This window comes from Candidatus Pantoea multigeneris (assembly GCF_011752615.1).
GTDB lineage: Bacteria > Pseudomonadota > Gammaproteobacteria > Enterobacterales > Enterobacteriaceae > Pantoea > Pantoea multigeneris.
Map to the genome: position 1 here is coordinate 664163 of NZ_VWXF01000001.1, position 24754 is coordinate 688916.

At 51.6% G+C, this 24754-nt stretch carries 31 protein-coding genes and 3 tRNA genes; 17 read left to right on the plus strand and 17 right to left on the minus strand.

The window, feature by feature from the left end; genetic code table 11:
• Nucleotides 1-100 precede the first annotated feature (100 nt).
• The 7 genes from F3J40_RS03090 to F3J40_RS03115 all read right to left on the minus strand — a co-directional run bounded on the left by F3J40_RS03090 (nucleotide 101) and on the right by F3J40_RS03115 (nucleotide 4039).
• The gene (locus tag F3J40_RS03090) at nucleotides 101-1399 is read right to left on the minus strand and encodes a ParB/RepB/Spo0J family partition protein (RefSeq protein WP_167012549.1); all 1299 of its coding nucleotides are present in this window, start codon (nucleotides 1397-1399) and stop codon (nucleotides 101-103) included.
• Nucleotides 1396-1518 (minus strand): hypothetical protein, encoded by a 123-nt coding sequence (locus tag F3J40_RS25035; RefSeq protein ID WP_255464827.1) that lies wholly within the window; start codon nucleotides 1516-1518, stop codon nucleotides 1396-1398. The genes F3J40_RS03090 and F3J40_RS25035 overlap by 4 nt, the downstream gene beginning before the upstream one ends.
• A gap of 2 nt (nucleotides 1519-1520) precedes the next feature.
• Nucleotides 1521-1940: a hypothetical protein gene (locus F3J40_RS03095; protein WP_167011771.1), complete on the minus strand. Its 420-nt coding sequence runs from the start codon at nucleotides 1938-1940 to the stop codon at nucleotides 1521-1523.
• A gap of 11 nt (nucleotides 1941-1951) precedes the next feature.
• Entirely contained in the window at nucleotides 1952-2878 is a 927-nt protein-coding gene (locus tag F3J40_RS03100) for a helix-turn-helix domain-containing protein (protein ID WP_167012550.1), read from the minus strand.
• On the minus strand, nucleotides 2868-3050 hold the full coding sequence (locus F3J40_RS03105; RefSeq protein WP_167012551.1) for a DUF4222 domain-containing protein: 183 nt from the start codon (nucleotides 3048-3050) through the stop codon (nucleotides 2868-2870). The genes F3J40_RS03100 and F3J40_RS03105 overlap by 11 nt, the downstream gene beginning before the upstream one ends.
• Before the next feature lie 190 nt (nucleotides 3051-3240).
• Nucleotides 3241-3777: a YmfL family putative regulatory protein gene (locus F3J40_RS03110; RefSeq protein ID WP_167012552.1), complete on the minus strand. Its 537-nt coding sequence runs from the start codon at nucleotides 3775-3777 to the stop codon at nucleotides 3241-3243.
• 28 nt (nucleotides 3778-3805) lie between these two features.
• The gene (locus F3J40_RS03115; protein ID WP_205297169.1) at nucleotides 3806-4039 is read right to left on the minus strand and encodes a YdaS family helix-turn-helix protein; all 234 of its coding nucleotides are present in this window, start codon (nucleotides 4037-4039) and stop codon (nucleotides 3806-3808) included.
• A gap of 106 nt (nucleotides 4040-4145) precedes the next feature.
• On the opposite strand from F3J40_RS03115, the gene F3J40_RS03120 reads away from it, so the two are divergent.
• The 9 genes from F3J40_RS03120 (at nucleotide 4146) to F3J40_RS03160 (ending at nucleotide 10060) form a co-directional block, all read left to right on the plus strand.
• Complete coding sequence (locus F3J40_RS03120) at nucleotides 4146-4742, plus strand: helix-turn-helix domain-containing protein (protein WP_167012553.1); 597 nt, start codon at nucleotides 4146-4148, stop codon at nucleotides 4740-4742.
• A 1134-nt stretch (nucleotides 4743-5876) separates the two neighbouring features.
• Nucleotides 5877-6410: an HD family hydrolase gene (locus F3J40_RS03125; protein ID WP_167012554.1), complete on the plus strand. Its 534-nt coding sequence runs from the start codon at nucleotides 5877-5879 to the stop codon at nucleotides 6408-6410.
• A complete protein-coding gene (locus F3J40_RS03130; RefSeq protein WP_167012555.1) occupies nucleotides 6407-7063 on the plus strand; it encodes a hypothetical protein in 657 nt (218 codons plus the stop codon). The genes F3J40_RS03125 and F3J40_RS03130 overlap by 4 nt, the downstream gene beginning before the upstream one ends.
• On the plus strand, nucleotides 7063-7281 hold the full coding sequence (locus F3J40_RS03135) for a hypothetical protein (RefSeq protein WP_240155272.1): 219 nt from the start codon (nucleotides 7063-7065) through the stop codon (nucleotides 7279-7281). The genes F3J40_RS03130 and F3J40_RS03135 overlap by 1 nt, the downstream gene beginning before the upstream one ends.
• Nucleotides 7281-8000 (plus strand): DUF2786 domain-containing protein, encoded by a 720-nt coding sequence (locus tag F3J40_RS03140; protein ID WP_167012556.1) that lies wholly within the window; start codon nucleotides 7281-7283, stop codon nucleotides 7998-8000. Before F3J40_RS03135 ends, F3J40_RS03140 begins: the two co-directional genes overlap by 1 nt.
• Nucleotides 8001-8004: 4 nt before the next feature.
• Complete coding sequence (locus F3J40_RS03145) at nucleotides 8005-8376, plus strand: hypothetical protein (RefSeq protein ID WP_167012557.1); 372 nt, start codon at nucleotides 8005-8007, stop codon at nucleotides 8374-8376.
• Between the two features lie 4 nt (nucleotides 8377-8380).
• Nucleotides 8381-8722, plus strand: a complete 342-nt coding sequence (locus F3J40_RS03150) for a hypothetical protein (protein WP_167012558.1) — start codon at nucleotides 8381-8383, stop codon at nucleotides 8720-8722.
• A 61-nt stretch (nucleotides 8723-8783) separates the two neighbouring features.
• Complete coding sequence (locus F3J40_RS03155) at nucleotides 8784-9011, plus strand: DUF4224 domain-containing protein (protein ID WP_167012559.1); 228 nt, start codon at nucleotides 8784-8786, stop codon at nucleotides 9009-9011.
• Entirely contained in the window at nucleotides 9011-10060 is a 1050-nt protein-coding gene (locus F3J40_RS03160; protein ID WP_167012560.1) for a tyrosine-type recombinase/integrase, read from the plus strand. The genes F3J40_RS03155 and F3J40_RS03160 overlap by 1 nt, the downstream gene beginning before the upstream one ends.
• Nucleotides 10061-10136: 76 nt before the next feature.
• Here the strand turns inward: F3J40_RS03160 and F3J40_RS03165 are convergent.
• The 6 genes from F3J40_RS03165 to uvrY all read right to left on the minus strand — a co-directional run bounded on the left by F3J40_RS03165 (nucleotide 10137) and on the right by uvrY (nucleotide 13706).
• Nucleotides 10137-10222, minus strand: a tRNA-Leu gene (locus F3J40_RS03165).
• Nucleotides 10223-10234: 12 nt separating this feature from the next.
• Nucleotides 10235-10308, minus strand: a tRNA-Cys gene (locus F3J40_RS03170).
• Between the two features lie 43 nt (nucleotides 10309-10351).
• Nucleotides 10352-10427: transfer RNA gene (locus F3J40_RS03175), tRNA-Gly, on the minus strand.
• Nucleotides 10428-10603: 176 nt separating this feature from the next.
• Nucleotides 10604-11152, minus strand: coding sequence for a CDP-diacylglycerol--glycerol-3-phosphate 3-phosphatidyltransferase (gene pgsA / locus F3J40_RS03180; RefSeq protein WP_017349781.1), 549 nt, complete (start codon nucleotides 11150-11152; stop codon nucleotides 10604-10606).
• 69 nt (nucleotides 11153-11221) lie between these two features.
• Nucleotides 11222-13054, minus strand: coding sequence for an excinuclease ABC subunit UvrC (gene uvrC / locus F3J40_RS03185; protein WP_167012561.1), 1833 nt, complete (start codon nucleotides 13052-13054; stop codon nucleotides 11222-11224).
• Entirely contained in the window at nucleotides 13038-13706 is a 669-nt protein-coding gene (gene uvrY / locus F3J40_RS03190; protein WP_017349779.1) for a UvrY/SirA/GacA family response regulator transcription factor, read from the minus strand. Before uvrY ends, uvrC begins: the two co-directional genes overlap by 17 nt.
• A 203-nt stretch (nucleotides 13707-13909) precedes the next feature.
• Between uvrY and F3J40_RS03195 the strand changes: the two genes are divergently transcribed.
• A complete protein-coding gene (locus tag F3J40_RS03195) occupies nucleotides 13910-14134 on the plus strand; it encodes a DUF2594 family protein (protein ID WP_167012562.1) in 225 nt (74 codons plus the stop codon).
• A gap of 35 nt (nucleotides 14135-14169) precedes the next feature.
• Here the strand turns inward: F3J40_RS03195 and F3J40_RS03200 are convergent, their stop codons facing one another.
• On the minus strand, nucleotides 14170-14778 hold the full coding sequence (locus F3J40_RS03200; RefSeq protein WP_026042857.1) for an acyl-homoserine-lactone synthase: 609 nt from the start codon (nucleotides 14776-14778) through the stop codon (nucleotides 14170-14172).
• Between the two features lie 122 nt (nucleotides 14779-14900).
• A complete protein-coding gene (locus tag F3J40_RS03205; protein ID WP_167012563.1) occupies nucleotides 14901-15623 on the minus strand; it encodes an autoinducer binding domain-containing protein in 723 nt (240 codons plus the stop codon).
• A 446-nt stretch (nucleotides 15624-16069) separates the two neighbouring features.
• Here F3J40_RS03205 and F3J40_RS03210 point away from each other — a divergent pair, with 446 nt between their 5' ends.
• Nucleotides 16070-16744, plus strand: coding sequence for a DUF4396 domain-containing protein (locus F3J40_RS03210; protein ID WP_167012564.1), 675 nt, complete (start codon nucleotides 16070-16072; stop codon nucleotides 16742-16744).
• Nucleotides 16745-17025: 281 nt separating this feature from the next.
• The gene (gene cycA / locus F3J40_RS03215) at nucleotides 17026-18417 is read left to right on the plus strand and encodes a D-serine/D-alanine/glycine transporter (protein ID WP_167012565.1); all 1392 of its coding nucleotides are present in this window, start codon (nucleotides 17026-17028) and stop codon (nucleotides 18415-18417) included.
• A 61-nt stretch (nucleotides 18418-18478) separates the two neighbouring features.
• Here the strand turns inward: cycA and rutR are convergent, their stop codons facing one another.
• Nucleotides 18479-19114: an HTH-type transcriptional regulator RutR gene (rutR, locus tag F3J40_RS03220; protein WP_167012928.1), complete on the minus strand. Its 636-nt coding sequence runs from the start codon at nucleotides 19112-19114 to the stop codon at nucleotides 18479-18481.
• Nucleotides 19115-19407: 293 nt separating this feature from the next.
• On the opposite strand from rutR, the gene rutA reads away from it, so the two are divergent.
• Genes rutA through rutG form a run of 5 tightly spaced genes read left to right on the plus strand, consistent with a single transcriptional unit; the run spans nucleotide 19408 to nucleotide 23756 of the window.
• Nucleotides 19408-20499, plus strand: a complete 1092-nt coding sequence (gene rutA / locus F3J40_RS03225; RefSeq protein WP_167012566.1) for a pyrimidine utilization protein A — start codon at nucleotides 19408-19410, stop codon at nucleotides 20497-20499.
• Entirely contained in the window at nucleotides 20499-21209 is a 711-nt protein-coding gene (rutB, locus tag F3J40_RS03230) for a pyrimidine utilization protein B (protein ID WP_167012929.1), read from the plus strand. Before rutA ends, rutB begins: the two co-directional genes overlap by 1 nt.
• A gap of 18 nt (nucleotides 21210-21227) precedes the next feature.
• Nucleotides 21228-21623: a pyrimidine utilization protein C gene (gene rutC / locus F3J40_RS03235; RefSeq protein ID WP_167012567.1), complete on the plus strand. Its 396-nt coding sequence runs from the start codon at nucleotides 21228-21230 to the stop codon at nucleotides 21621-21623.
• Nucleotides 21623-22414 carry a pyrimidine utilization protein D gene (gene rutD / locus F3J40_RS03240; RefSeq protein ID WP_167012568.1) on the plus strand — a complete coding sequence of 264 codons (792 nt, stop codon included), beginning with the start codon at nucleotides 21623-21625 and terminating at the stop codon, nucleotides 22412-22414. The genes rutC and rutD overlap by 1 nt, the downstream gene beginning before the upstream one ends.
• A 22-nt stretch (nucleotides 22415-22436) precedes the next feature.
• The gene (gene rutG / locus F3J40_RS03245; protein WP_167012569.1) at nucleotides 22437-23756 is read left to right on the plus strand and encodes a pyrimidine utilization transport protein G; all 1320 of its coding nucleotides are present in this window, start codon (nucleotides 22437-22439) and stop codon (nucleotides 23754-23756) included.
• On the opposite strand, the gene F3J40_RS03250 is transcribed toward rutG, so the two are convergent.
• Nucleotides 23753-24670: a DMT family transporter gene (locus F3J40_RS03250; protein WP_167012570.1), complete on the minus strand. Its 918-nt coding sequence runs from the start codon at nucleotides 24668-24670 to the stop codon at nucleotides 23753-23755. The genes rutG and F3J40_RS03250 overlap by 4 nt on opposite strands.
• Nucleotides 24671-24754 lie beyond the last annotated feature (84 nt).

A 24754-nucleotide genomic window follows, 5' to 3' on the forward strand; every position in this document is an offset into this window, starting at 1 on the left:
ACCCTGCTTCGTGTTGTGGTAGCTAATCACCACACATGGTTAGATACAATGAACTGACAGGCGATCTCTCAAAGATATTAATGGTTAAGCTGGTCAGACATTATTCGCCCTCCCTTATGCCGGGAATACACACCTGCGCACGCTGGTTGTTGATTGCGAAACGAAGTTCACGGATGTTGTAACCAGACTTCCGGTCAATCCTATCCATTAGCGCCAGCATTTCTTCCAGCGGCATATCGTCTTCTGATGCGACCGTTACAAAGCGCTCAGTAACTTCATTCAGAGCAGGATCATCCTGATAGTTATTAGCAACCCATGCCGCGATACTTTCCCGGACCGAGTGCTGCTTCTTGAAGCTGACCGCTTTCGCGATGGTATCTGCCGGTATGGCGAGAAACTCGGGATTCTCTATCCCGTCCGCCGCCCAGGTATGCGCATATTTTGATTCAGCGTATGAGTAGGCCTCTTTGTCACCGAACGCGGCAACTGCACAGGCCAGCACTGCCAGGCCACTCTCTGCGAGCATGTCACCACGCAGCAGCGGCAGCTTTGCTTCAAGTTCTGCTTCAGGCACTTCATGTGAAGGCCTGGACTCCCCAGCAAGCTGAGCAAACTCAGCCAGTATCTGATTTACCTCGTTCTCAATTTCAGGGATTAACTCAAGTGCCGATCCTTCTCCGTGCGGGAAAACTTCAGCATTGGCTAACAGCTCCACCAGCCGCCGCGCTTTGGCCGCGCTGATTTGAGGCATCGCAGCGGCGCGGGTCAGCTTCTTCTTGCCGCTGGCTTTGGCCTTCTCCAGTTGGGTTTTGGCTACAATTTCAGCCTTAGCGCCATGCTCACGCACCATTGCAACGGCGGTCGTCGCAGCGACTTCACCAGTCTTAACCATAGCGATCAGGCCATCACCCACGGTGAGCAGTTGCAGGTGGTGATCGACGTCTGCCACAGAGCGTTTTACCTTCTTCGCAATCTCGGCTGGCTCCCAGCCTTGGTTCATCATGCGCTGGTAGGCTGCGGCTCGTTCTAGCGGCTCCAGTGCGCGCCCTTGGCTGCTTGTAACCATGAAGGCGATGCGGTCAGCCTCGCTACCCACGAAGTCTTTGCACTCCAGGCGGATTTCATGTCCGGCTTCCTGCGCCAGCAACGCCCCGTAATAGCGGTGGTGACCGTCGATAATCTTGATGCCCTGCTCTGTCACCTGCACGGCCAGCGGAGGAATGTGCTCACCGGCAATGAACGCATCACGGAATTCTTCAACGTGGGTCTGGTCAATCTCACGAACGTTGTAACCCGGCTCTACGTACAGCTCGCTCACGCCCAGCAGATAGGTTTTGCGGGTGGTGATGTTGGTATCAGTCGCGTCTTTGTCTTTGTAAACCAGTGATAACGTAGTCATTTGGTTGCCAGCTCCCATGCCAGAATAATAATCAGGGTGATAATCATCAAAACTGCTGTCGGGATAGCCCGGTAGAAAATCTCATGTCGTTCAAAGTGCTGCTTCAGTGCTGTTTTCATCGTTACCAGTCCAGTTCCATCACGCCGCAGTAAGCGCCAGCCACGTAGCCAGTGTTGGTTACACCGACCTTCCCCATTTCGCAGCAGACAGACTGCCGCTTGTAGGCTTTTTGCCTGAGCGCGGCGCTGTCAGCGGACCAGAACGCTTCACTCCAGACCGTTGCAGCTCTGCGCCAAAGGCAGCGGCTCTCTAGGTTTTCAGCTTGAGCCTGGAGAGCGCGGAATACCGGGTTGCTGTCCGGGGCTGGCATGACCGCGTAGTAACGGTGGTGCTCGTCGCCGAAGATATCGCCCAGCTCGTAGCTCTGGTTAATGGCCCGTAGCGTCACCCAGCGGTCAAGCCCCAGTGCTTTGCTAATTTGCCCGGTGGTCAGGCCCGGATGCGCGGCGACGAAATCAAACACAGCTTGCTTGTTAGTCATGGTGCCTCCGCTCAGTCACACCTGAACCCGACAGGGTCAGAGTAGGTTTCAGGGATATCCGTGATGCTGCGTGCTGCTGGCTGGGCGCTCAGCTTGAGGGACAGTTCATCCCACTTATCACGCAGCTTTGACGGGCTGAGAACGTTGCGACACCAGAACGGGTCACGCTGTACGCGGCCAAATAACTCGCAAATCTGGCGGTGGCTGCGGCCATCACGGCTGCACATCAGGCGGACTTCGTTAGCCCAGTCTGTCCAGTTCGGCTCTCTCGGCTTGCTGATTTCGCCATCGGATTCGGCAGCTTTTTCGTACATCGCAGCGATGCGGGACCAAATCCACTCAGCACAGCGAAGGTCTTCAGCAGAGCCCCATTGACGTTTTGAACGATTAGACACGGCAGCATCAGGATGAAAATCACCTGTTTCGTCAGGTTGCGGAGCGACCGGACTAAGAGGTTTTTTATCTGATGGATCATGTTTTGAATTTACTAACGGATCGTCGCCAGATTCTGGCGGGTCAAAACTCACTTTTTTGGTGGATTTTGACGGGTCAAATTTTGATGCGTCAGAATTTGATGCACCAGATTTTGATGTGTCAGATTTTGACGTGTCAGAATCTGATGCGTCAGAATCTGCCATGTGAGCGGCAGCAGCTTCGCGCAGCTTTTTGACGTTCAGCTGATACATGTTCGAGGTGTTGCGGTTGCCTTTGCGGCGGGTGGTGGTGGTTAGCCAGCCGTCAGCTTCAAGCTTACGGATAGCTGTGCGCACGGTACTCGCGCCAGCACCAATCTGACGGGCAATGGTGGCAATTGAAGGCCAGCAAACGCCTTCATCGCTTGAGAAGTCCGCAAGGCGAGCCATGATGACCACGCTTGAAAGCTTCAGACCTGCGGACGCACAACCGTCCCAGACATATGCAGATAATTTAACGCTCATCAGGTGCCTCTATCTCTCGAAAGTAACGCTGGAACTGGTCGAGAGGGGTAAAGCACTCGCCGTGTTCGTAGCCTGTACGCAGGTAAATAACTCGGTTGCTTTCAGGCTCCCATCTGATGACTCTGACGGGGATGCCACGCTTATCGGTGAACCATCGGTCAAGTTCTCGCACTGATTTGACTCCATGCGGTTGATGAAATCGCCCACAGTCCACTCGGCGAAGCTGTGGTTCACCTCAGCTCTGCATCCTGGTAGATTGAGTTCATAGCAATACGCAGCGTTGCGGCCACGTAATGGCAGGCACCGCAATTGCGGTTGGTAGGCTTTGTTGGTTACAATAGACATGCGATTAATCTCCACACTCATGGCGTTACATCGCGAACCGAGCGCTCTGGGCTGCAACCCGGAGCGTTCACCTTTTCAGGCTGGCAAAAAACGCGGTACAGCAGCGTTGAATGCTCCTGAAGCTTCACGATGGACAGATATAACTGGTCCTCAATTCGGTTTCTCTCCTCGTTATCAATCACGCCATCTTCGATAGATTTGCGAACTTCGAGTGAGTAAGCGCTGATCTGTTCCAGGGCTTCGAGTAGCCGCTGATTAATATCGCCGTTATCCACCTCTTCAGCTTCCGTCAGTGGGACGTTAACGCTATGGGACTGACGTGATACCGCATCTGCTATGAGCTTTTTGCCGCTTGCGTTCTGAAGCACCATCGCCCAGCCGAAAGGAAATATCTGGTCGCCATCAACTCGCAGGCGATTGAATAGCGCATTCTCGGTAACTCCCAACCAGTCGGCCGCTTCGGCATATCCACCAGGCAATTCGGTGATTGTTTTTTTAATGGCGGTCACAAGCCATGCAGGCTGGCGCTCTACTTGCCATTCAGGTTTACCCACGGTATCTCTCCTTTCGCTGTGGTTAATCTCATGCCGCATGTGAGTTACTTTTATCGCTGGCGGAATCGGCGTTTAGTGATGCGAGTATTTCGTCTGTGGATATCTGCCCGCCCGTCGCCTTGCTAAGTGCAGGTATGTGCTTGGCACGAATGCCGCCACCGAAAAGCCATTTATGGACCGCTGATTGATCGACCCCGACAAGCCTTGCTAATTTGGACTGTGAGCCAGCTATGCGAATAGCTTTCTTGATGGCTAGGTTCATGATTAAACCCCTATGACTTTGGAAAACCGATTATGACTTGAGGAATAGATAAAGGCAATGACTTTGGGAATTTGACGGGCAATTACTTAGCGAATACTTTGCTCTTATGAAAAAATTATCTGACCGACTTAAGCATGCTATGCAGGAATCTGGGGTGCTTTCTCAGAGCGAACTTGCTCGGATTTCTGGCGTACAGCAATCCATCATTTCTAAAATTCTTTCTGGTAAAAACGAGACTTCAAAGTATTCGCACAAGATTGCGGCAGCGCTGGGGATTAGTGCCGACTGGCTGATCAATGGAAGCGGAAAGATAAAAGGTGAAAACGCTTCTGCTTATGAAGCTATTGATGCCTCAAAATTAGTGAGCGTGTGGGATGCTAGCGGCGACACAGGCGATCTTGTGACATGGCCGGAGTCTCTTCCTAAGAGATTCAGAGCTTATGTAATGGCGAAAAACACAGGTATTGCTGAAGCGCCTATCAACTCAGTTGTTGTAGTTGACCCTGAAGCAAGACCGCAGAACAATGACTTGGTGGTAACTTTAATCTCAGGGCTCATTTCTACTCACCGCTTCTTAGAGGGGCCGAGTGTCCTGGGCTTTTTGGCTGTTGATGACTCACGTATTCCCTTGTCTGAGGTCACAGACATGTCTGTAATTGTAGGAGTTGTTGAGCAGGTATTCGTGCGATCACTTCGCAGATAAACCACCACTGAATCATCAATGCACTCCCTGTAAAATTGGCCCAACTGATTCTTTCTAAACAGAAAACCCATAAAGCACCGCCACAGATTTTTTTCGATAAACCGCCTATTCATCAATACCACTGTATAAATATATAGTAAATTATCCGATAAGGCTAAAGTAAATTTTTACATTTAGCCTAACGGCCCCTATTCCCCATGTCATAAAATTTCCACAACCTTCCGTTGACTATGATTATTACTTGGGTCATAGTTATGCCGTAGAGAACATCTGTTTGCTTAGCGGTTACTCCGGGGCTTCTAACCCCAATAGGAGGAAGGAAGATAATGTCCACTCGGTTTAACCGCCCTTTTTTACACATCAGTCAGAGCATTGGCTAATGGCGGGTATAGCGCCAGCGGCACCCTGACAGTGCTCTGTCTGATGTTGTGAATGCGAAAGCATAGCTGGGGACAGCGAGTGACCCCGGTGTCGGCTGAAGTCGCTGGATAACAAACCCGCCTTGAGCGGTGGCTAAACCAGCGCACGTGAACGGCGAGGAGCACCGTCCATCACATCTGGAGATTGATCCATCCAAAATCGGTCAGTGTCTGCATGCACACTCTTGCAGTGACAGCTGGGAAAGACCAGCACACAACGACTAGAGCGCTGGCATGCAAAAAACATTTCGCAGCCGTTGCAGTACCAAACGCCAGGATGGGACGGCATAAACGCGGTAGTGCTCTATTCGTTGTGGAGATACAGGTAATGCGGAACAGTTCGGCTCTGTGAGCCAATATGGCCAATAAGACCCCATGGAACGGCGGGGAATCGCAAAGAACTGTGAACACAACAGCCTGCCAATGGCTTAAATCTTCTGGCAGACGTTCAACTGTGAAAACGGTGAGATGCCAGCACCCTCGACGGCAGTGACAGTGGGAAGTAGACCGCAGCCCAGACGATATCTGAGTGGCTAAAAAAACAGATGGGAGCCGGTGGAAGCCCGGCAGCATTTAGAGTGTGGAACAATCGCGGCAGGGTTATTGCAGTAACCCTCGCCAATTAATGAATCCCCTTTTTGATTTTATTGCCATTTCGGCAAGGGATTCGTGCAACCAAAAATCCAGCAAAGCAGCGCTGGTGTGGAGATTAAGCATGTCCTGGATAACTACGAACAGCAGTAAACATTTCGACTTCATCAACCCGACCGCTGATATGGTTTCAATTGATGATATCGCCTGCGCCCTGTCCAACATCTGCCGCTTTACCGGCCATCTGGATAACTTCTACAGCGTTGCACAGCACAGCGTGATCGCCAGCGAAATCGTACCGGCTAAGTTTGCCCTGGAAGCACTGCTGCATGATGCATCAGAAGCGTACTGCAACGATATCTCTGCACCTCTGAAAGCGCTGCTGCCTGACTACCGTAACATTGAGGATCGCGTTGATCAGGTGATTCGTGAGAAGTACTCACTGCCCCACCCCGCGATGTCTCCTGCGGTTAAATATGCCGATCTGGTCATGCTGGCTACCGAACGCCGCGATTTCTATCTGGACGATGGCACACCCTGGCCGATGCTCGAAGGCATTGAGCCGCTTCAATTCATCATCATCCCACTTAACCCTATGCAAGCACGTGTGCGTTTCATTCAACGCTTCAAGCAGCTTCAGGAAGGAGCGCCAGCATGAAACCTCAATTAACCGGTAAGGCATTAGTAGCCGCTGGTCACCTCTTGGCAAAGCAGATCGGACCTAATACGCCGCTGAAAGATATTTCGGCGCTTATTTCCTCCCTGGCTACTCATCTTGATGTGGCGTTGGCACGCGGCGACCTGCTTCAGAAACAGGTTGATATTATTGCGAATGCAGAATATGAGCAGCGCCTTGCTAATGCAGAGCATCAACTCTACATGGCTGAGCTTCGCTCCAGAAATTTACGCACAAGCAGGATGGCACAGTTTCGTAAGCGCAAAGCTGTTGAGGCTGAATGCGACGCTATCCATCAGCAATTTAACCAGCTTGCGGCGGAGAATGCCAAATTCCTTACTCTGATTAACGATGTTATCGATAACTACGAGGAGTGCGAACATAACGGATATTCGTCAGCTGTAGTTGATCTTGATGCAATATCTGCAATCCACACTTACCTTGACCGTGATGTTGATGGGGATAATCCATTTAAAGAAACTGACGCCTTCCTGCTTAATGCGCAGGCGGATGGGGTGGACAAGCTGGGGCAGCATTACAATTTCAGCAGTCCAATGCTGTTGCAGGTTACGGCCAGAGAGTTCGCTAAAAAACTCCGCGCCCAGGCCGAAGAGTTGCAGAAGGGAGGTGCGTGATGAAAATGACAAAAGAGTTTTTGATTCAGATCATCAATGAAGCGCAGCAGAGAGCAAGACAAGAGAGCTTGCCATTAGATGCGCGAGTGAACTCGCGAGTCACTGTAAATGATTGCATCGTTCGAGCAGACAAAGAAGGTTGGGACATTTACGAAACTAGAGAGGGCGTTTGGAAATTACGTGAGCAGGACGGAAAGTTAAAGAAGGGAGTTGCGTGATGGACAGCGCCGCGAAGAAAAAATACTTAGCAAAAATCCAGAAGCTTATGCGCCTGGCTGAGAACACCAGTAGTCCTGCGGAAGCCGCGAACGCGCTTTCAAAAGCACAGGCATTCATGAGAGAGCATGGCCTAAGTGAGTCTGAAGTCATCTTCTCCGAAATCAGTACAAGCGAAAGCAAAAGCGCTCCCAGTGATGCAGAGAAGCTTCCTCGCTACATGAGCTTCCTGTGTTCGACTATCGAAAAAGCCTTTGCCGTTAAATGCCTGGTCAGTTGGCGCTTAACCCCCAGCCTGAACCGAAAGCGCGTTGTTAAATTCTACGGACTTGATGGCCGGGATATTGCCGCAGCATACATATTTGATGTTTTGACGCGGCAAATTAAACAGGCACGAAAAGAGTTTCAGCTTACACATTGCGGAAGTCTTGCAGCGAAACGCAAAGCTCAATTAGCCGACCAGTACTGTGAAGGTTGGGCTTCTGGTGCCTACCATGCCGTTCAAGAGCTAATTATCAGTGAAGAGCAGTCGTCGAAGATGAATGCTTACTCTAAAAAGCTGGATGATGAAGGTGTTGGTGAGGCCAAAACTCGCAACTCAACCAAATCTGACAAGCCATCGCACGCTGCCTACCTCGGTTACAGGGAAGGCATGCATACGAAGGTATTTCATGGGGTTGATGGTAACAACAGCCCTGCTCTAATTGGGTTGGAGGATTGAAATAATGCTGCTTCGCTACGTTGGCACCACCGACAAAGCCATTAAGTTTGTCGATAAGTCTGGAAAGGTTTTCGCGCTGCTTGAAAGTGTGCAAGTACCCCTTCCCGATCAGCGTGTCTTGTCGTTAAGCAAAGACGTTAAGCCTAATTACAATGTTACCCCCACAGGTAGAGCCGTCTCGTTTGAGTGCTGGATTGGGTTACAGCCTGGTGATGTCTTTGATTTTATCTCCAAAGAGTTTATCGACATTCCAGACGACAAGCTCACGCAGTTTGAAGGATGGTATGACCCAGCTCTAGAAGGTCGATATGGTCCGACTCGTTATGCAGGTGAGTCTACGACCCGATCCAGGCGTTGGTCCAAGCGCTGGGGTTAGTCCTATGGATAAGACAGCGTTAGCCAGGAAGAAAAAGCAGCGTGCCGCTCAGGCCGCTGCTGGTAACACCAAGGTTGAAATCATCCTGGATGCTCAGGAGTTGGAAATGCTGGACCATGATTGCAAGGTGCGGTTGCCTGGACGGGAGCCATACAGCCGCGCCGAGCTGATTCAGATGATGATCCGCAAGTACCATGCAGAGCTACAGCGCCAGCTTAGTGACCTGCAAAAGCGCCAGTGTGAGAAGTGCAAAGAGTGTTTGCCTGTTCAGGAGTGCCCTTGTGCCGGTGATTCAACGTGCTGGGTAACTGCGGGTTGGAAAGAGACAATTTTAACTATCGATTAGCTGTGACGTGTCACAGCTTTGAATCACCTGTTGCAGCGGGTGCTGAGTGTGGAGGTTGAATATGCATGGGAACGGGAACGACATCATTTCAGATGCTGACATGGTTGAGCTAACAGGCTACAAAATTCCATCTAAGCAGTGCCAGTGTCTTAAAGAAGCTGGAATCTTTTTCATGGAGCGCCGGGACGGAAGGCCGCGCACTACATGGCAGCATTTTAATGATCCGCTATCACAGCGGAAATCTGTTGTTCAGGATAGTTACGAACCCAATTTCGGAGCCTTAGATTAATGGCTAGAATTAGAAAAAATAAAGAAGAAAACTGGATGCCCCCACGTGTTTATAAGGGGAGAGCTGCTTTTGAATTTAAACCCAAAGGCGGTGGCACAATCCGTCTTTGCGATTTTTCTTCCACACCGGCTCAAGTATGGGCGGCCTATGAGGCATTAATAAACAACAGAAAGCAAGAAGACCTTTTTGAAGGTTTGGCTGAAGCATTCTTCCACTCTGCTGATTTCTTCGAACTGGCAAAGGAAACACAAAAAGACTATAAAAAATATGCAGATAAGGTCATTGCAGTCTTCGGGAAAATGCCTCCTGACTCTATCAGGCCCGAGCATATCAGAAAGTACATGGATAAGCGCGGGTTGAAAAGCCGCACTCAAGCTAACAGGGAGAAGGCATTCATATCACGCGTTTACCGCTGGGGTTTTGAACGCGGAATGGTAAAAGGAAATCCTACTAAAGGAGTAAAACAATATAAAGAAATTGCCAGGGTTCGCTATGTTACCGATAAAGAATACAGTGCCTTATACAGCATTGCGTCAGATGTAGAAAAAATTGCGATGGAAATAGCTTACCTGTGCCTCGCCAGGCAGGCAGATGTATTAAGCATGAAGAAAAGCCAACTCTTAGATGAGGGCATACTCATAAAGCAAAGTAAAACAAGCGTTGCTCAAATAAAAGGATGGAGCGAGAGGCTACGTGCGGCTATATCTCTATCTGAGAACTTACCATTAAAAAAAGGCATGAGTAGCATTTATATCATCCATCAGCCCTCGGGGAGTGCTTATACCCGTGACGGCTTCAATACTCGCTGGCTTAAGCTAAAAAAGACTGCTGCTGATACGTTCCCAGAACTCGACTTTGATTTCACGTTCCATGATTTGAAGGCAAAAGGTGTTTCTGACTTAAAAGGCAACATCTATGAAAAACAGGCAATATCGGGGCATAAGAATGTTGAACAGACAGCACGTTATGATCGCAAAATCACAGTCGTTCCGGTGGTCGGTGCAGAGGGTGATGGGAAAAATATTCTGAAGGGATATTCTGAAAGGTAGTGTAGAAACGAAAAAACCGCCCTTGGGCGGTCACGACATTACTACATATTGCTTTGATTTTATTCAGCTTTTACATTGGTGCCCGGGGCGGGACTTGAACCCGCACAGCCATAAGCCGAGGGATTTTAAATCCCTTGTGTCTACCGATTTCACCACCCGGGCATGGGTGTAAAGTGGAGGCGCGTCCCGGAGTCGAACCGAGGTAAGCGGATTTGCAATCCGATGCATGGCCACTCTGCCAACGCGCCTTTATTCTTTTTGCCATCAGGTTGTTACCTGAATGACTTAATCTGGAGCGGGAAACGAGACTCGAACTCGCGACCCCGACCTTGGCAAGGTCGTGCTCTACCAACTGAGCTATTCCCGCAATTCAGTATTACTATTCAAATTTCTTAGCCGAGCTAAGCATCGAACTTACTGATTTTGTTTATCTTTCGGAAGCTGTGCTGCCGTTCGATGCGTTGCATTCTACTGATTCGACACAGTGAGTCAACAGAAAGATTCATGCACTGTGTCTGTTTGCTGCTTTTTAAATCGCTTCGATCACTGTTCAAACAAATCACGGCGTGAAGCGCTTAAATATTGATACATTGACCAGAAAGTCAGTACCGCAGCAACATACAACAGCAGCACCCCAAAGCCGACCACGGTGGCATCAGGACGCCATAACAGGGCAACCAGCGCCAACATTTGCGCCATGGTTTTCACTTTACCGATCCACGAAACCGCCACGCTGCTCCGTTTGCCGATTTCCGCCATCCACTCACGCAGGGCAGAGATGATGATTTCGCGCGCGATCATTGTGGCGGCAGGCAAGGTGATCCACCAGGCATGAAAATATTCGGCCACCAGCACTAACGCAATCGCCACCATCACTTTATCCGCAACGGGATCAAGAAACGCCCCGAAACGGGTGGTCTGCTTCCAGCGGCGCGCCAGAAAACCATCAAACCAGTCGGTAATGGCGGCAATCACGAAGATCAGGGCCGTCGCCATTGAAGCCCAGTGAAAAGGCAGGTAAAAGGCCAGTACAAAGAAAGGAATCAGTACCACGCGGAACAGGGTCAGGTATGTAGGGATGTTAAATTGCATATGCCAGTAACTGCCTGGTTATGAGTAGAATTTAACGTATGTTCCTACATTGCCCCCCCTGTTTCAATGCTAGTGTTTGAGCGAATAGAAGATTTTTTCCGCCAGTGCGGTAGAGATCCCAGGAACGTTAGCAATTTGTTCAATACTGGCATTCATCAGAGGCTGTAATCCTCCCATATACTTGAGCAGTTGTTGACGTCGTTTCGGCCCGACACCCTCAATACTCTCCAGCGCACTGGTGTTTTTCTCTTTGGCGCGTTTCTTACGGTGGCCAGTGATGGCGTGGTTATGTGCATCATCACGGATATGCTGAATCACATGCAGCGCGGGATCATCCGGCGGCAGTGCTATCCCCTGCCCTTCCGCTTCAAAAAACAGGGTTTCCAGCCCGGCCTTACGATCGCTGCCTTTAGCGACACCCAGCAGTATCGGCTGGCTTTTATCCCACGGCACGTCCAGCTCGGCAAACACCTGCTTCGCTTGCGCCAACTGCCCTTTACCGCCGTCAATTAAGATGACATCGGGAATTTTATCGGCTTCCAGCGCTTTGCCATAACGACGGCGTAGCACTTGATTCATCGCCGCATAATCATCACCCGGCGTGATGCCACTGATGTTATAGCGTCGATAGTCAGCACGCAGTGGCCCATTGGCATCAAACACTACGCAGGAAGCAATGGTCTGCTCGCCCATCGTGTGGCTGATATCAAAGCACTCCATTCGCTGCACTTTTTCCAGCTTGAGGAAATGCGCCAGCGCAACCAGACGTTGTTGGATGGTCGAACGCTGTGACAGTCGCGTTGTAAGGGCGGTGGCCGCATTGGTGCGCGCCAGTTTGAGATAACGAGCGCGATCGCCGCGCGGTTTGCTCTGAATATTCACCCGCCTTCCGGCCACTTCACTCAGGGAATCCGCCAGCAGTTCGCGCTCTGGTAAGCTAAAGTCGAGCAAAATTTCCGTCGGCAAACTGCGAGCTTCACTGCCTTGCAGATAAAACTGGCCAACAAAGGTCTGAACCACTTCCGCAAGTGTGGTATCCGCCGGGACTTTTGGAAAATAGCTGCGGCTGCCGAGGACTTTACCCTGACGAATAAACAGCACGTGTAAGCACGCCATGCCCGCATCAAAGGCCACACCCATCACATCCAGATCATCCCCCTGATTGGAGACGAACTGTTTTTCGGTAATGCGACGTACGGCGAGGATCTGATCGCGCAAGCGCCCCGCGTCTTCGAATCGCAGTTCCTGGCTGGCCTGCTCCATCCGTTTCACCAGCTGGTTTAACACCTGGTCATCTTTCCCGGCCAGGAAGAGCCGCACGTAGTCCGTCTGCTGACGATACTCCTCCTCGCTCACCAGCCCGCTGACGCAGGGGCCAAGACAGCGGCCAATCTGATATTGCAGGCACGGACGCGAGCGGTTGCGATAGACGCTATTTTCACACTGGCGGATGGGGAACACTTTCTGCAACAGCGACAGCGTTTCTCGCACCGCATAGCCATTCGGGAACGGGCCAAAGTATTCGCCTTTGGCATGTTTCGCCCCACGGTGCATCGCCAACCTCGGGTGCTCGTCGGCGCTGAGGAAGATATAGGGATAGGATTTGTCGTCACGCAGCAGCACGTTGTAACGCGGCTGATAGAGCTTAATGTAGTTGTGCTCCAGCAGCAGAGCTTCGGTTTCGGTGTGGGTTACCGTGACATCGATATGCTGAATGTTGCTGACCAGCGCTTCGGTTTTGCGGCTGGCCTGCTGTGCGCGGAAATAGCTGCTAAGGCGTTTTTTGAGATCTTTGGCTTTTCCGACATAAATCACCGTGCCCGAAGCATCATACATCCGGTAGACACCGGGCTGGCTGGTGACGGTACTGAGAAATGCCTGGGGATTAAACTGGTCGCTCACTACTGATTAACGGCTCCGCATTGAACAAGCCATGACGAATGGCCAAGTGCGTTAACTCTACATCACCACTGATATTCAGCTTACTGAACATGCGGTAGCGATAGCTGTTAACGGTTTTGGGACTGAGGTTTAGCTGTTCAGAAATTTCTGTCACCTTTTGTCCTTTGGTGATCATCAGCATAATCTGCAATTCCCTTTCCGACAAACAGCTGAACGGGGATTCTGCCTTTTGCGGCTCAATCTGGCTCAGGGCCATCTGCTGGGCGATATCTGACGCAATGTAGCGCTGCCCGACGTGCACGGTGCGAATCGCATTCACCACTTCTTGTGGCGCAGCACCTTTGCTGAGATAACCCGCGGCACCTGCCTGCATCACCTTGGCGGGTAATGGGTTTTCGGTGTGAATGGTCAACATGATAATTTTACTGTCTGAGTTGAGACGCATGATTTTGCGCGTCGCCTCTAACCCGCCGATACCCGGCATGTTCATGTCCATCAGAATCACATCGGCTTGATGAGTACGGCACCATTTTACGGCATCCTCACCACAGCAAGCTTCTCCGACAATAGTAAGACCTTTGATATCTTCCAGTATGCGGCGGATACCGGCGCGCACCAGTTCATGGTCATCAACAAGAAGCACAGTGATCAACAGGAGGTACTCCAGAAGTCAGAGAGGGCATGGGGCCAGCATTTCGTGGCAGGATTATAGCGTTTTTAAGCCAGAATGCACATCGGTGTGCCGTTTTATCTTGCACGTAGCTTATGTATAACCGCCCAATTTAGGGTGATATACTCGCGCCGGTAACTGAGAGTGAGTTTACCTTTGTTATTATTTCACCAAGGAGAATAGTGATGAGTAATGAAAATTTTGCCACTTCTGACGATCCACAAGTGCTGGCACAAGAAGTTGCCTTCCTGAAGTTGATGGTCACACATATGCTGAAAGCCATTGGTCAGGCAGATGCGGGCAAGGTGGTCATCAATATGGAACGTTACGTGAAAACGTTAGGCGACCAGCCTGAAGCTGAAGTGTTTACTAATACCATCCAGCAGATTAAAACCGCCTTTCGTCAGTAATGCAGATCGCCCCCAGCAATGGGGGCGGTAACCGATTAACGGCGAGACTGCCAGTTAAGGGAAACACCCAGTGAAGGCAGCACCTCTTCTGGGCTAAAGCGTCTGGCACCACGATATTTTTCTGCCAAAGCCGGCTGTTTGACCGGAATACGAATGGCAAACAGGTTGTCTTCCGAACGGATTAGACCTGGCGTCAGTGGCTCATACTCAACATTATGTGAACTGAACATTTTTTCCAGCATCGGTGTCGCTGAGCTGATAATACTCTCAATCCCGTTCTGTTCTGAAATCTGAACTGCATGCCAGAGTAGCGTCAGCGGCAATTCGCTGGAAACGTCCAGCCGCGCAGAAAAACGTGACATTTCCCATACTGATTGCTGCTCAAAAGGAATGACGACGCCGTCATATTCCGGTTCTTTCCACGGCATCAGCCGCGCACAACCGCAGATCCCCTCACGCGCTGACCATGCCAGTAACCATGTGACATCTGAGCGGTCATATTTATCGTACTCCTGCCCTGGCGTGCTGAGTCTCGGCGGTATCGACCAGCCCTCACCACGCGCAAATACGCTGTAGCGATAAGCACCGAGCTCCGCCAGCAAAGAGGATGGCATGTCCTTAAACTGGGTTTGAATTATTTTGATCATCAGCCCTGACTTCCCCTTGTTTGCACTGTTTTCATTGCGCCAGCCTGGCATATGTTCCGGCGCAGGTTAGACAACTGGTTTCCACTTAGGAACTACTAACTCTGGTAGTTGCTTTTTGGCTAAATCAGGCCAGTTGCTGCGGCGTAACAGGCAATTTGCGTTTTATTGGAAACATTAAATCGCTTCTGCATATTTTTCTGATGAAAGTTCACTGTATGCTCAGAAATCGCCAGTATCAGCGAAATTTCCACTGCCGTTTTACCTTCGGCGGTCCATTTCAGTACTTCAAGCTCGCGCTGACTAAAGTCATTGTCCAGTACCAGCATCGCGCTATCAGAAAAACGCTCCAGCACACTCAGGCTCAAATCCGCCAGATAATGTAGCTGAGCCTCTAGCTCATGCTGTAACTCACTGGTTTTAATCAGCTGTGCCGAAGACATCGACAGTATACCTAAGGCACGGTTCGCCGCCATGGCTGAGCAGGAAAAACCACTCTGCAAGCCAAACTGATTCGCCTCCTGCCATAAATTACCACTTTCGCGAAAAAGTTCAGCGCTCCATGCCACGCCAATCCCGGTGCGTTGGCAAACCTGTAATACAGGATCTGACTGAAAATAATTCTCTTCTTCGTAGCGTTTAATCCATGCCTGCGGGTAAGTGCTAAAAAGAAATAGGCGTTGTCGTGTAAAAGGCACCGGGTGTTGAATCAGAAAGGCATAATTCTCAAATCCCAATGCTTCTGTTTGTTGCTGTAATGCAGCTTCAAGGTCTGCAGAGGCGGTTATCTCATGAAATGTCTTATGTACTTCACGCCGCCATAAAAAAAAGGTGTCTATTGTCATATCGCCTCAGCGTTCTCCCCACGCCCTATCAGGTTGTCCATTTTTGTAAGTAAAAATTTAAATTATTATGAGTAAAAATATTTATTAAAATGAGGCGATTGCTGTGTGGTCTTCGCCCATTCAGGAGAATAAGATTTTTCCGATGGTGTTGCAATCCTGATATAGCTGCTAATTTTTTATCTGAACGATAAAAATTAACTTTCAACTTTAACTAAAATGAGATCGTCAGGTTAATGTTTGAAGAAACACTGGGTTATCGGCAACCGTGCTTTTTTGCGGCAACATTTTTACCGAAGCGCGGGCTGTACCCGCTTTCCTTAGCGGCATTCATGGCAGGATAGCAGGCGTGTAGGCGGCGCTGCCTGAGCCCAATAGCAGTACGTTGTGTGGTGTTTTGTCCGTCTCTTTCAGCCCTAAACGGCGGGTTCCCCGTAGGTGAGATAGCAATGTTAAATCAGCTGGCGTTACCATTTTTAATCACTGGTCTCTGTACTGCTTTAATGATACTTAAGGATATTTTCCGCTTTCGCCATCCGGTTACCGTGATGAATGTCATCTGGCCATTGACCGGATTGTATATGCCGTTTATTGGCTGGGTTGCCTGGTGGTATCTGGGGCGTAAACCTGGTCGGCAGATCCGACTAAAACAATTGATTCCGCAAGCAATTAATCGCAACAGCGGCTGGCAAACCATTTTTGTTTCCACTTCGCTTTCCGCCGCGGCCTGTATTCTGGCTGAAGTAATTACAATACCGATAGTCACTGCTCTTAATTATTTTTCTATTTTCCCTGCACTCTGGCATGAAGCTTTAATTACACTGCCGCTGTGTTTATTCGTCGGGTTATTTTTTCAGTTCCTGGCGATTCGTCAACGTGAAGGCTATTCATTCTGGCGCGTGCTCGGGCTGGCGTGTAAAACTGAAATCTTTCCGCTGTTAATTTTTCAGGCCGGTGTGTTTTTGTTTATGGCACTGGCGTTAAAATATGTGTTGAATCAGGAAATTAATCCTTTATTGACACATTTCTGGTTTATGTTGCAACTCGCCATTCTGACCGGTTTTGTCTTTTCCTGGCCCGCCAGCCATTTTGTGATTAAGCGCGGGCTGACGCCCGTAGCCTGACTGCCAGGCTGTTGCCGTGCGGTAACAGCCCTCTTCTCTTCATCCCCCTGAATGCATAAATCCCATTACTTGATGCGGGGTAATCGTTTGCTTTTCGGAACTCGCTCACATCCTGCGAATAGCGGTACGAACCAAACTGACAGGCGGCTCACACAGAGGAAAATAGCATTACCCGTTGCCGCCTTTTTTCCTCTATCTTATGCAATCCTGCACTATTCCGCAGGTATTATGGGCTTATCAGCCAGCAGAGCTGACACAACATCAAACAGGATACTTATTGTATGGTAGACCAGTCAAAAGAGACGCTGCTCACAGCAGAAGCACCCGAGAAGCTGCGGCGCAGCTTACATAACCGGCACATCCAGCTGATGGCCATTGGGGGCGCAATTGGCACCGGTCTGTTTATGGGTTCGGGAAAAACCATTAGCCTCGCCGGGCCATCTATCATTTTTGTTTATATGATTATCGGCTTTATGCTGTTTTTCGTCATGCGTGCGATGGGTGAGCTGTTACTGTCAAACCTCGAATATAAATCCTTCAGTGATTTTGCCGCCGATCTGCTCGGGCCCTGGGCAGGTTACTTTACCGGTTGGACTTACTGGTTTTGCTGGGTAGTCACCGGCGTTGCCGATATCGTAGCGATAAGCAACTATTTCCAGCTGTGGTTCCCTGACTTCTCGGTCTGGATGAGCGCCGCGTTGTGCGTAATTGTGTTCCTGAGCCTGAATATTGCCACCGTGAAGATGTTTGGTGAGATGGAGTTCTGGTTTGCGATCATTAAAATCGTTGCGATTGTGGCGCTGATTATCGTCGGTATCGTACTGGTGAGCATGCATTATGCCTCACCGAACGGCACCCATGCGGCACTGAGCAATATCTGGGATCACGGCGGGATGTTCCCGAAAGGCCTGAGCGGTTTCTTTGCTGGCTTCCAGATTGCGGTTTTTGCCTTCGTCGGGATTGAGCTGGTGGGCACTGCTGCCGCTGAGACGCACGATCCGCACAAGGTATTGCCACGCGCAATCAACGCCATTCCGATTCGCGTCATTATGTTCTACGTGTTAGCGCTGTGCGTGATTATGGCGGTAACGCCGTGGGATCAGGTGATTCCAAGCCGTAGCCCATTTGTTGAGATGTTCCTGCTGACCGGCCTGCCTGCGGCGGCGACCATCGTGAACTTTGTGGTACTGACCTCAGCCGCTTCTTCTGCCAACAGCGGTATTTTCTCCACCAGCCGTATGCTTTACGGCATGGCTGAGCAAGGCGTTGCCCACTCTTCCTTTGCACGCCTTTCTCCACGCGCTGTCCCTACGCGCGGCCTGTTTTTCTCGTGCCTGTGCCTGATTGGCGGTGTAGCCCTGATTTACCTGATTCCGAATGTCATGACGGTGTTCACCCTGGTGACCACGGTTTCCGCCATTCTGTTTATGTTTGTCTGGACTATTATTCTGTGCAGCTATCTGGTGTACCGCAAGAAGCATCCACAGCGTCATGCTGCCTCTACCTTTAAAATGCCACTCGGTACGCTGATGTGCTGGGTAGTGATGGCGTTCTTTGTGTTTGTACTGGTGCTGCTGACGCTGGAAGATGACACCCGTCAAGCGTTGATGGTCACGCCGCTGTGGTTTGTGATCCTCGCCGTGGGCTGGCTGATGCGCCGCCGCAAAGCATAAGCTTTTTTATCGTATAAAAAACGCCTCCGCAGTGAGGCGTTTTTTTTCGCTGAAGATCCGCTTAGCGCACGCGAATTCCCTCAATCACCATCCGTTGAACGTTCTCCACCGTTTGGGCAAAAAAGTCAGCATCCTGGAGCGTCTGGCCGGTGATCGCCTCAACCTGACTGGCAAAGTCAGCATAGTGCTGAGTTGTGGCCCAGAGCATGAAAATCAGATGCTGGGGTTCAATTGGGGCCAGTTGCCCCTCTTCCACCCACTGACGAATAATGGCGGCTTTATCATCCACCAACTGCTTTAAATCCCCGGCCAGCTCACCTTTTAACAGCGGCGCGCCCTGCAACATCTCAAGGCAAAACAGGCGTGATGCTTCAGGGTGATCGCGCGAAACCTCAAGCTTCAGCTCGATATAGTTACGAATCGCGACCAGCGGCTGATGGTCATGGCGTAACGCACGCAACGGCGCCAGCCAGATATCCAAAATCTCTTTCAGCACGGCAACATACAGCGCCTCTTTTGAAGGGAAATAGTAAAGCAGATTGGTCTTTGAGACGTCCGCCCGCTCAGCGACCTTATCCAGGCTGGTGCCATGAATACCAAACTGGGAAAAAAAACTCAGCGCGGCCTGCAAAATCGCGCTGCGTTTTGCGGCGACAGCACGGGAACGGCGCGTCGGCCTCTTTTCATCTGATTTCACTGTCAAACCTCATCCGTTCTGCTTGCGCGGCATCATAACAAAGCTACCGCCTCCTGCCCATGCACCGAAACAGACCATCACTGCCTGAAAAACGTGCAATTTAATTTTACCAAATGGTCCAAAACAGACCATTCACTCCAGTTTACGACAATATAAAAAATTAACCACATGAAAAATAAAGATAAAAAATAACTGGCACAGGCATTGCAAATCATCAACCTGAGCGTTGCAGGACAGGAAGTCCACAGGAGGCAGCGCGTGAAACGTTCCTCTCATTGCTTACGAGGTTTCACATGAAAATTGGTGTCTTTATTCCGATTGGCAACAATGGCTGGCTCATCTCCACCCATGCGCCACAGTACAAACCGAGCTTTGAACTCAATAAAGCTATCGTACTCAAGGCTGAACACTACCAGTTTGATTTCGCCCTCTCGATGATCAAACTGCGGGGCTTTGGCGGTAAAACCGAGTTTTGGGACCACAACCTGGAGTCTTTCACGCTGATGGCCGGGTTGGCCGCAGTCACTTCGCGGATTGAAATCTACGCCACCGCCGCCACCCTCACTTTGCCACCGGCCATTGTCGCGCGAATGGCCGCCACAATTGACTCCATCTCCGATGGACGCTTTGGCGTCAACCTCGTCACTGGCTGGCAAAAGCCAGAATATGAACAGATGGGACTGTGGCCAGGGGATGACTACTTTGCCAGTCGCTACAACTACCTGACCGAATACGTCACGGTACTCCGTGACCTGTGGGGAACAGGGAAATCTGACTTTAAAGGCGACTTCTTTACCATGAACGATTGTCGCGTCAGCCCGCAGCCACAGAAACCGATGAAAGTGATCTGCGCCGGGCAAAGCGATGCCGGTATGGCCTTTTCCGCACAACACGCAGACTACAACTTCTGCTTTGGTAAAGGCGTCAATACACCGGCGGCGTTTGCCCCTACCGCCAGTCGCATGTTGCAAGCGGCTGAAAAAGCGGGCCGCGATGTCGGCTCCTACGTGCTCTTCATGATCATCGCAGCCGAAAGCGACGAAGAAGCCCGTGCTCGCTGGGAGCACTACAAAGCCGGTGCAGATGAGGAAGCGCTCGCCTGGCTGACGACACAAAGCCAGGTGGATGCAAAATCAGGCAGCGACACCAACGTACGCCAGATGGCTGACCCCACTTCCGCCGTCAACATCAATATGGGCACTCTGGTGGGCGCCTACAGCACTGTTGCCCGCATGCTCGACGAAGTCGCTACGGTTCCCGGCACCGCAGGCGTACTGCTGACCTTTGATGATTTTTTAGCGGGTATTGACGCCTTTGGGCAACACATCCAGCCCTTGATGCAGTGCCGCAGCGCGCTGCTATCACCAGAAAAAGAGGTGGCATGATGACGACGGTTTACTGCGCGCACAGCACAACCTTACCGCAAAAAGAGCTCCCCGCCCGGCCAGAAGCCATTGCCTTTCCGCCGCAGCAGACCGCGCTGATTGTGGTGGATATGCAAAATGCTTACGCCACTGAAGGGGGCTACCTGGATCTGGCTGGATTTGACGTCTCGGCCACGCAGCCGGTGATTGCCAAAATCCAGCAAGCGGTCAGCGCCGCGCGGGCGGCAGGTATCCAGATTATCTGGTTCCAGAACGGCTGGGACAGTGACTACGTCGAAGCAGGTGACGGCGGTTCGCCCAACTTCCACAAATCTAATGCACTGAAAACCATGCGCAAACGTCCTGAGCTGCAAGGCACGCTGCTGGCGAAAGGTAGCTGGGATTACGCGCTGGTGGATGCGTTAGTGCCTCAAGCCGGTGACATCGTATTGCCGAAGCCACGTTACAGCGGCTTCTTCAACACGCCACTTGACAGCATGTTACGCAGCCGTGGCATCCGTCATCTGATCTTTACCGGCATTGCGACCAATGTCTGTGTGGAGTCGACGCTGCGTGATGGCTTCTTCCTCGAATACTTTGGTGTGGTACTGGAAGATGCCACCTATCAAGCCGGTCCGGCCTTTGCTCAGCAAGCTGCGATTTTCAATATCGAAACGTTCTTTGGCTGGGTATCGAATGTCGATACCTTCTGCGAAACCCTGAAAAACTAAACTTGTAAGGAATACACAATGCCTAAAAGCGTCATTATTCCACCAGGAACCTCCGCGCCGATTGCCCCTTTCGTTCCCGGCACCTTCGCCGATGGCGTGCTGTATGTCTCTGGCACATTGCCGTTTGATAAACAAAATAACGTTGTCCACGTTGGTAATGCAGCGGCACAAACGCGCCATGTGCTGGAAACCATCAAAAGCGTGGTGGAAACCGCCGGGGGCAGCATGGCAGATGTCACCTTTAACTCAATCTTCCTCACCGACTGGAGCAACTACAGCGCCATTAATGAGGTATATGCCGAGTTCTTCCCGGGGGAAAAACCTGCGCGTTACTGCATTCAGTGCGGCCTGGTAAAACCTGATGCGCTGGTAGAAATCGCCAGCGTCGCACATCTCGGTCGCCCGGAGGTGTAATGCATATTGAAATCCACGGATTACAGGCCATTGATGCACCCACGCTGGTGCTCTCCTCTGGACTGGGCGGGGTAAGCGGCTTTTGGCAGCCGCAGCTTGCCGTGCTCTGCGAGCGCTATCGCGTGGTGTTGTATGACCAGCGCGGGACCGGGCGCAGCGCTGAGGCGATCCCGGAAGGCTACAGCTTACCGATGATGGCAGCTGAGCTGGCCACTGCGCTGGCACAACAAGGTATTGAGCGCTACAGCCTGATTGGCCATGCGTTGGGCGGGCTGATAGGGCTGCAACTGGCGCTTGATTATCCGCAACAGTTGGAACGGCTGGTGGTGATTAACGGCTGGATCAGCCTGCATCCCCATACGCAACGCTGTTTCCGCGTACGCCAGGATCTGCTGCTCAATGTGGGCGTGGAAGCCTTTGTTCGCGCCCAGCCGCTGTTTCTTTACCCCGCAGAGTGGATGGCGCAGCATCAGCGCCGAATCGCGGAGGAAGATGCACATCTGGTGCAACATTTTCAGGGGACGGAAAACCTGCTTCGTCGCCTGCATGCACTGATGCAAGCTGACTTTAGCGCGGCAATTAACCAGATTGATCACCCGGTCTGGATCGTCGCCAGCCAGGATGATCTGCTGGTGCCGTGGAGTTGTTCCGATGCACTGGCACGGGCGCTGCCTAATGCCAGCCTGCACTATATGCCTTCCGGTGGACACGCCATGAGCGTAACTGAACCGGAAACCTTTAATCGACTGCTGTTGCAGTGGCTGTCCGTCACCTCAGCACTCCCGGTATAACTTCCCTCTCTGGAGGCACATTATGACTGGCTCTTGGTTTCCGCAGTGGCAAAAAAAATCGGCAATCAGTGAAAATGGCGTGATCGCTCCCGATGAAACCCTGCCGTTCGGGCAGACCATGGTATTGGGGCTGCAACATGCCGTGGCGATGTTCGGCGCTACCGTCTTAATGCCCTTGCTGATGGGGCTGGACCCCAACCTGGCGATTCTGGTCTCTGGAATAGGCACCTTGCTGTTCTTTGTGGTCACTGGCGGGCGCGTCCCGAGTTATCTCGGTTCCAGCGCGGCCTTTGTGGGGGTAATCATTGCGGTAACCGGGTTTAATGGCCAGGGGTTAAATCCACAGCTGGGCCTCGCGCTGGGCGGCGTGATCGCCTGTGGCCTGCTCTACAGCCTGATTGGCGCGATTGTGATGAAAGTAGGAACCGGCTGGATAGAACGCCTGATGCCTCCGGTTGTCACCGGGGCAGTTGTGATGGCGATTGGGCTGAACTTAGCGCCGATTGCGGTCCACAGCGTTGCCGCCAGTAGTTTTGATAGCTGGGTGGCGGTAATGACGGTGTTGTGTATCGGTTTGGTGGCCGTATTCACGCGGGGTCTGGTGCAACGGCTGCTGATTCTGGTGGGATTAATTATCGCCTGTGGGCTGTATGCACTGCTCACTAACGGCTTTGGTTTAGGAAAACCGGTCGATTTCAGCCTGGTGGCAGCAGCCCCCTGGTTCGGCGTACCGCATACCACCGCGCCACAATTCGACTGGCAGGCCATCGTGATGATAGCGCCAGTGGCCGTCATTTTAGTGGCAGAAAACCTTGGCCATCTCAAAGCGGTGGCCGGGATGACCGGGCGCAATCTCGACCCGTGGATGGGACGTGCATTTGTGGGCGATGGTCTTGCGACCATGATCTCGGGTGCGATTGGCGGCAGTGGTGTCACCACCTATGCGGAAAATATTGGCGTAATGGCCGTGACCAAAGTTTACTCTACGCTGGCATTCGTGGCGGCGGCAGTGATTGCGCTGGTATTAGGATTTTCGCCGAAGTTTGGCGCATTAATCCACACCATTCCCGGTCCGGTGATTGGTGGGGCATCGATTGTGGTGTTCGGCCTGATTGCCGTGGCAGGGGCGCGGATCTGGGTTCAGAACCAGGTCGACTTTAACCAGAATGGCAACCTGATTATGGTAGCGACCACGCTGGTGCTCGGTGCCGGGGATTTTGCCCTGAAAATTGGCAGCTTTACGCTGGGTGGGATTGGCACCGCGACCTTTGGTGCCATCCTGCTCCATGCTCTGCTGCGCAAGCGAGGCATGATGTTAGAAAAAGCGCGGAACGCGCTTTAATCCTGTAACGGGGCGTCACTCTCTGCGCCCCGTTTCTTTCGTTTTAGCTTCAGCTCACTGACGATCACACCACAAACAATCAGCGCACCACCCAGCAATGCTGCGGCGGGTAACCGCTCGCCGGCAATGCGCCCAACCACGCCAGCCCACACCGGCTCACCGGCATAAATCACGGTGGCACGCGTGGGTGAAACGCTGCGCTGCGCCCAGTTCATGGTGATCTGAATCAGTGCGCTGGCTGCGCCCAAACCGATGGCACTAAAAAGCACGGCCGAATTAAACGGTGGAATACTCTCACCGTTTGGCAGCATGAAACAGAAGGCCGCCAAAGAGGCCACCGCCAGCTGGATCAGCGTCACGCGGCGCACATCCACTTTCCCGGCATAGCGACTGATGAGGATGATCTCAAACGCAATGGCGATGGTGCTGAACAGCGTGGCGATCTCTCCCTGATTCAGCCCCAGTTCGCCATCTTGTGGTCCTGAAATCAGCAGCAGGCCGCCAAACGCCAGCATGATTCCACACCAGGACATTAGCCCCGGAGCGCGGCGCAGTAACAGCCACTGCAATAGCGGCACCACCGGCACATACAGTGCGGTAATAAAGGCGGACTGGCTGCTGCTGATGGTTTGCATACCATAGGTCTGCAAACCGTATCCGCCAGCAATGGACAAGCCAATCAAGCTACCGGCTTTGATCTCCTGCCAGGTCATGCCGCGCAAATAACGGCGAAAACAGAGGGCCAATAGCAGCGAAGAGACGGCAAAGCGCACGCCGACGAAGAAAAATGGCCCGCTGAATTGCATCGCGCGGTGCACCACCAGAAAGGTGCCGCCCCAGACCATAGTAATAAGAATAAGCACCAACTCCTGGCGAGTAATGCCAAAGGAGAGTGAACGTGAAGGTTGAGCCATACATCACCAGAAAAGTAAGAAGGTAGCCATTGTGCGCATAGCCAGGGGGAAAAGCAAACCGCGCATTTTTTAGCCAGCCGCCAT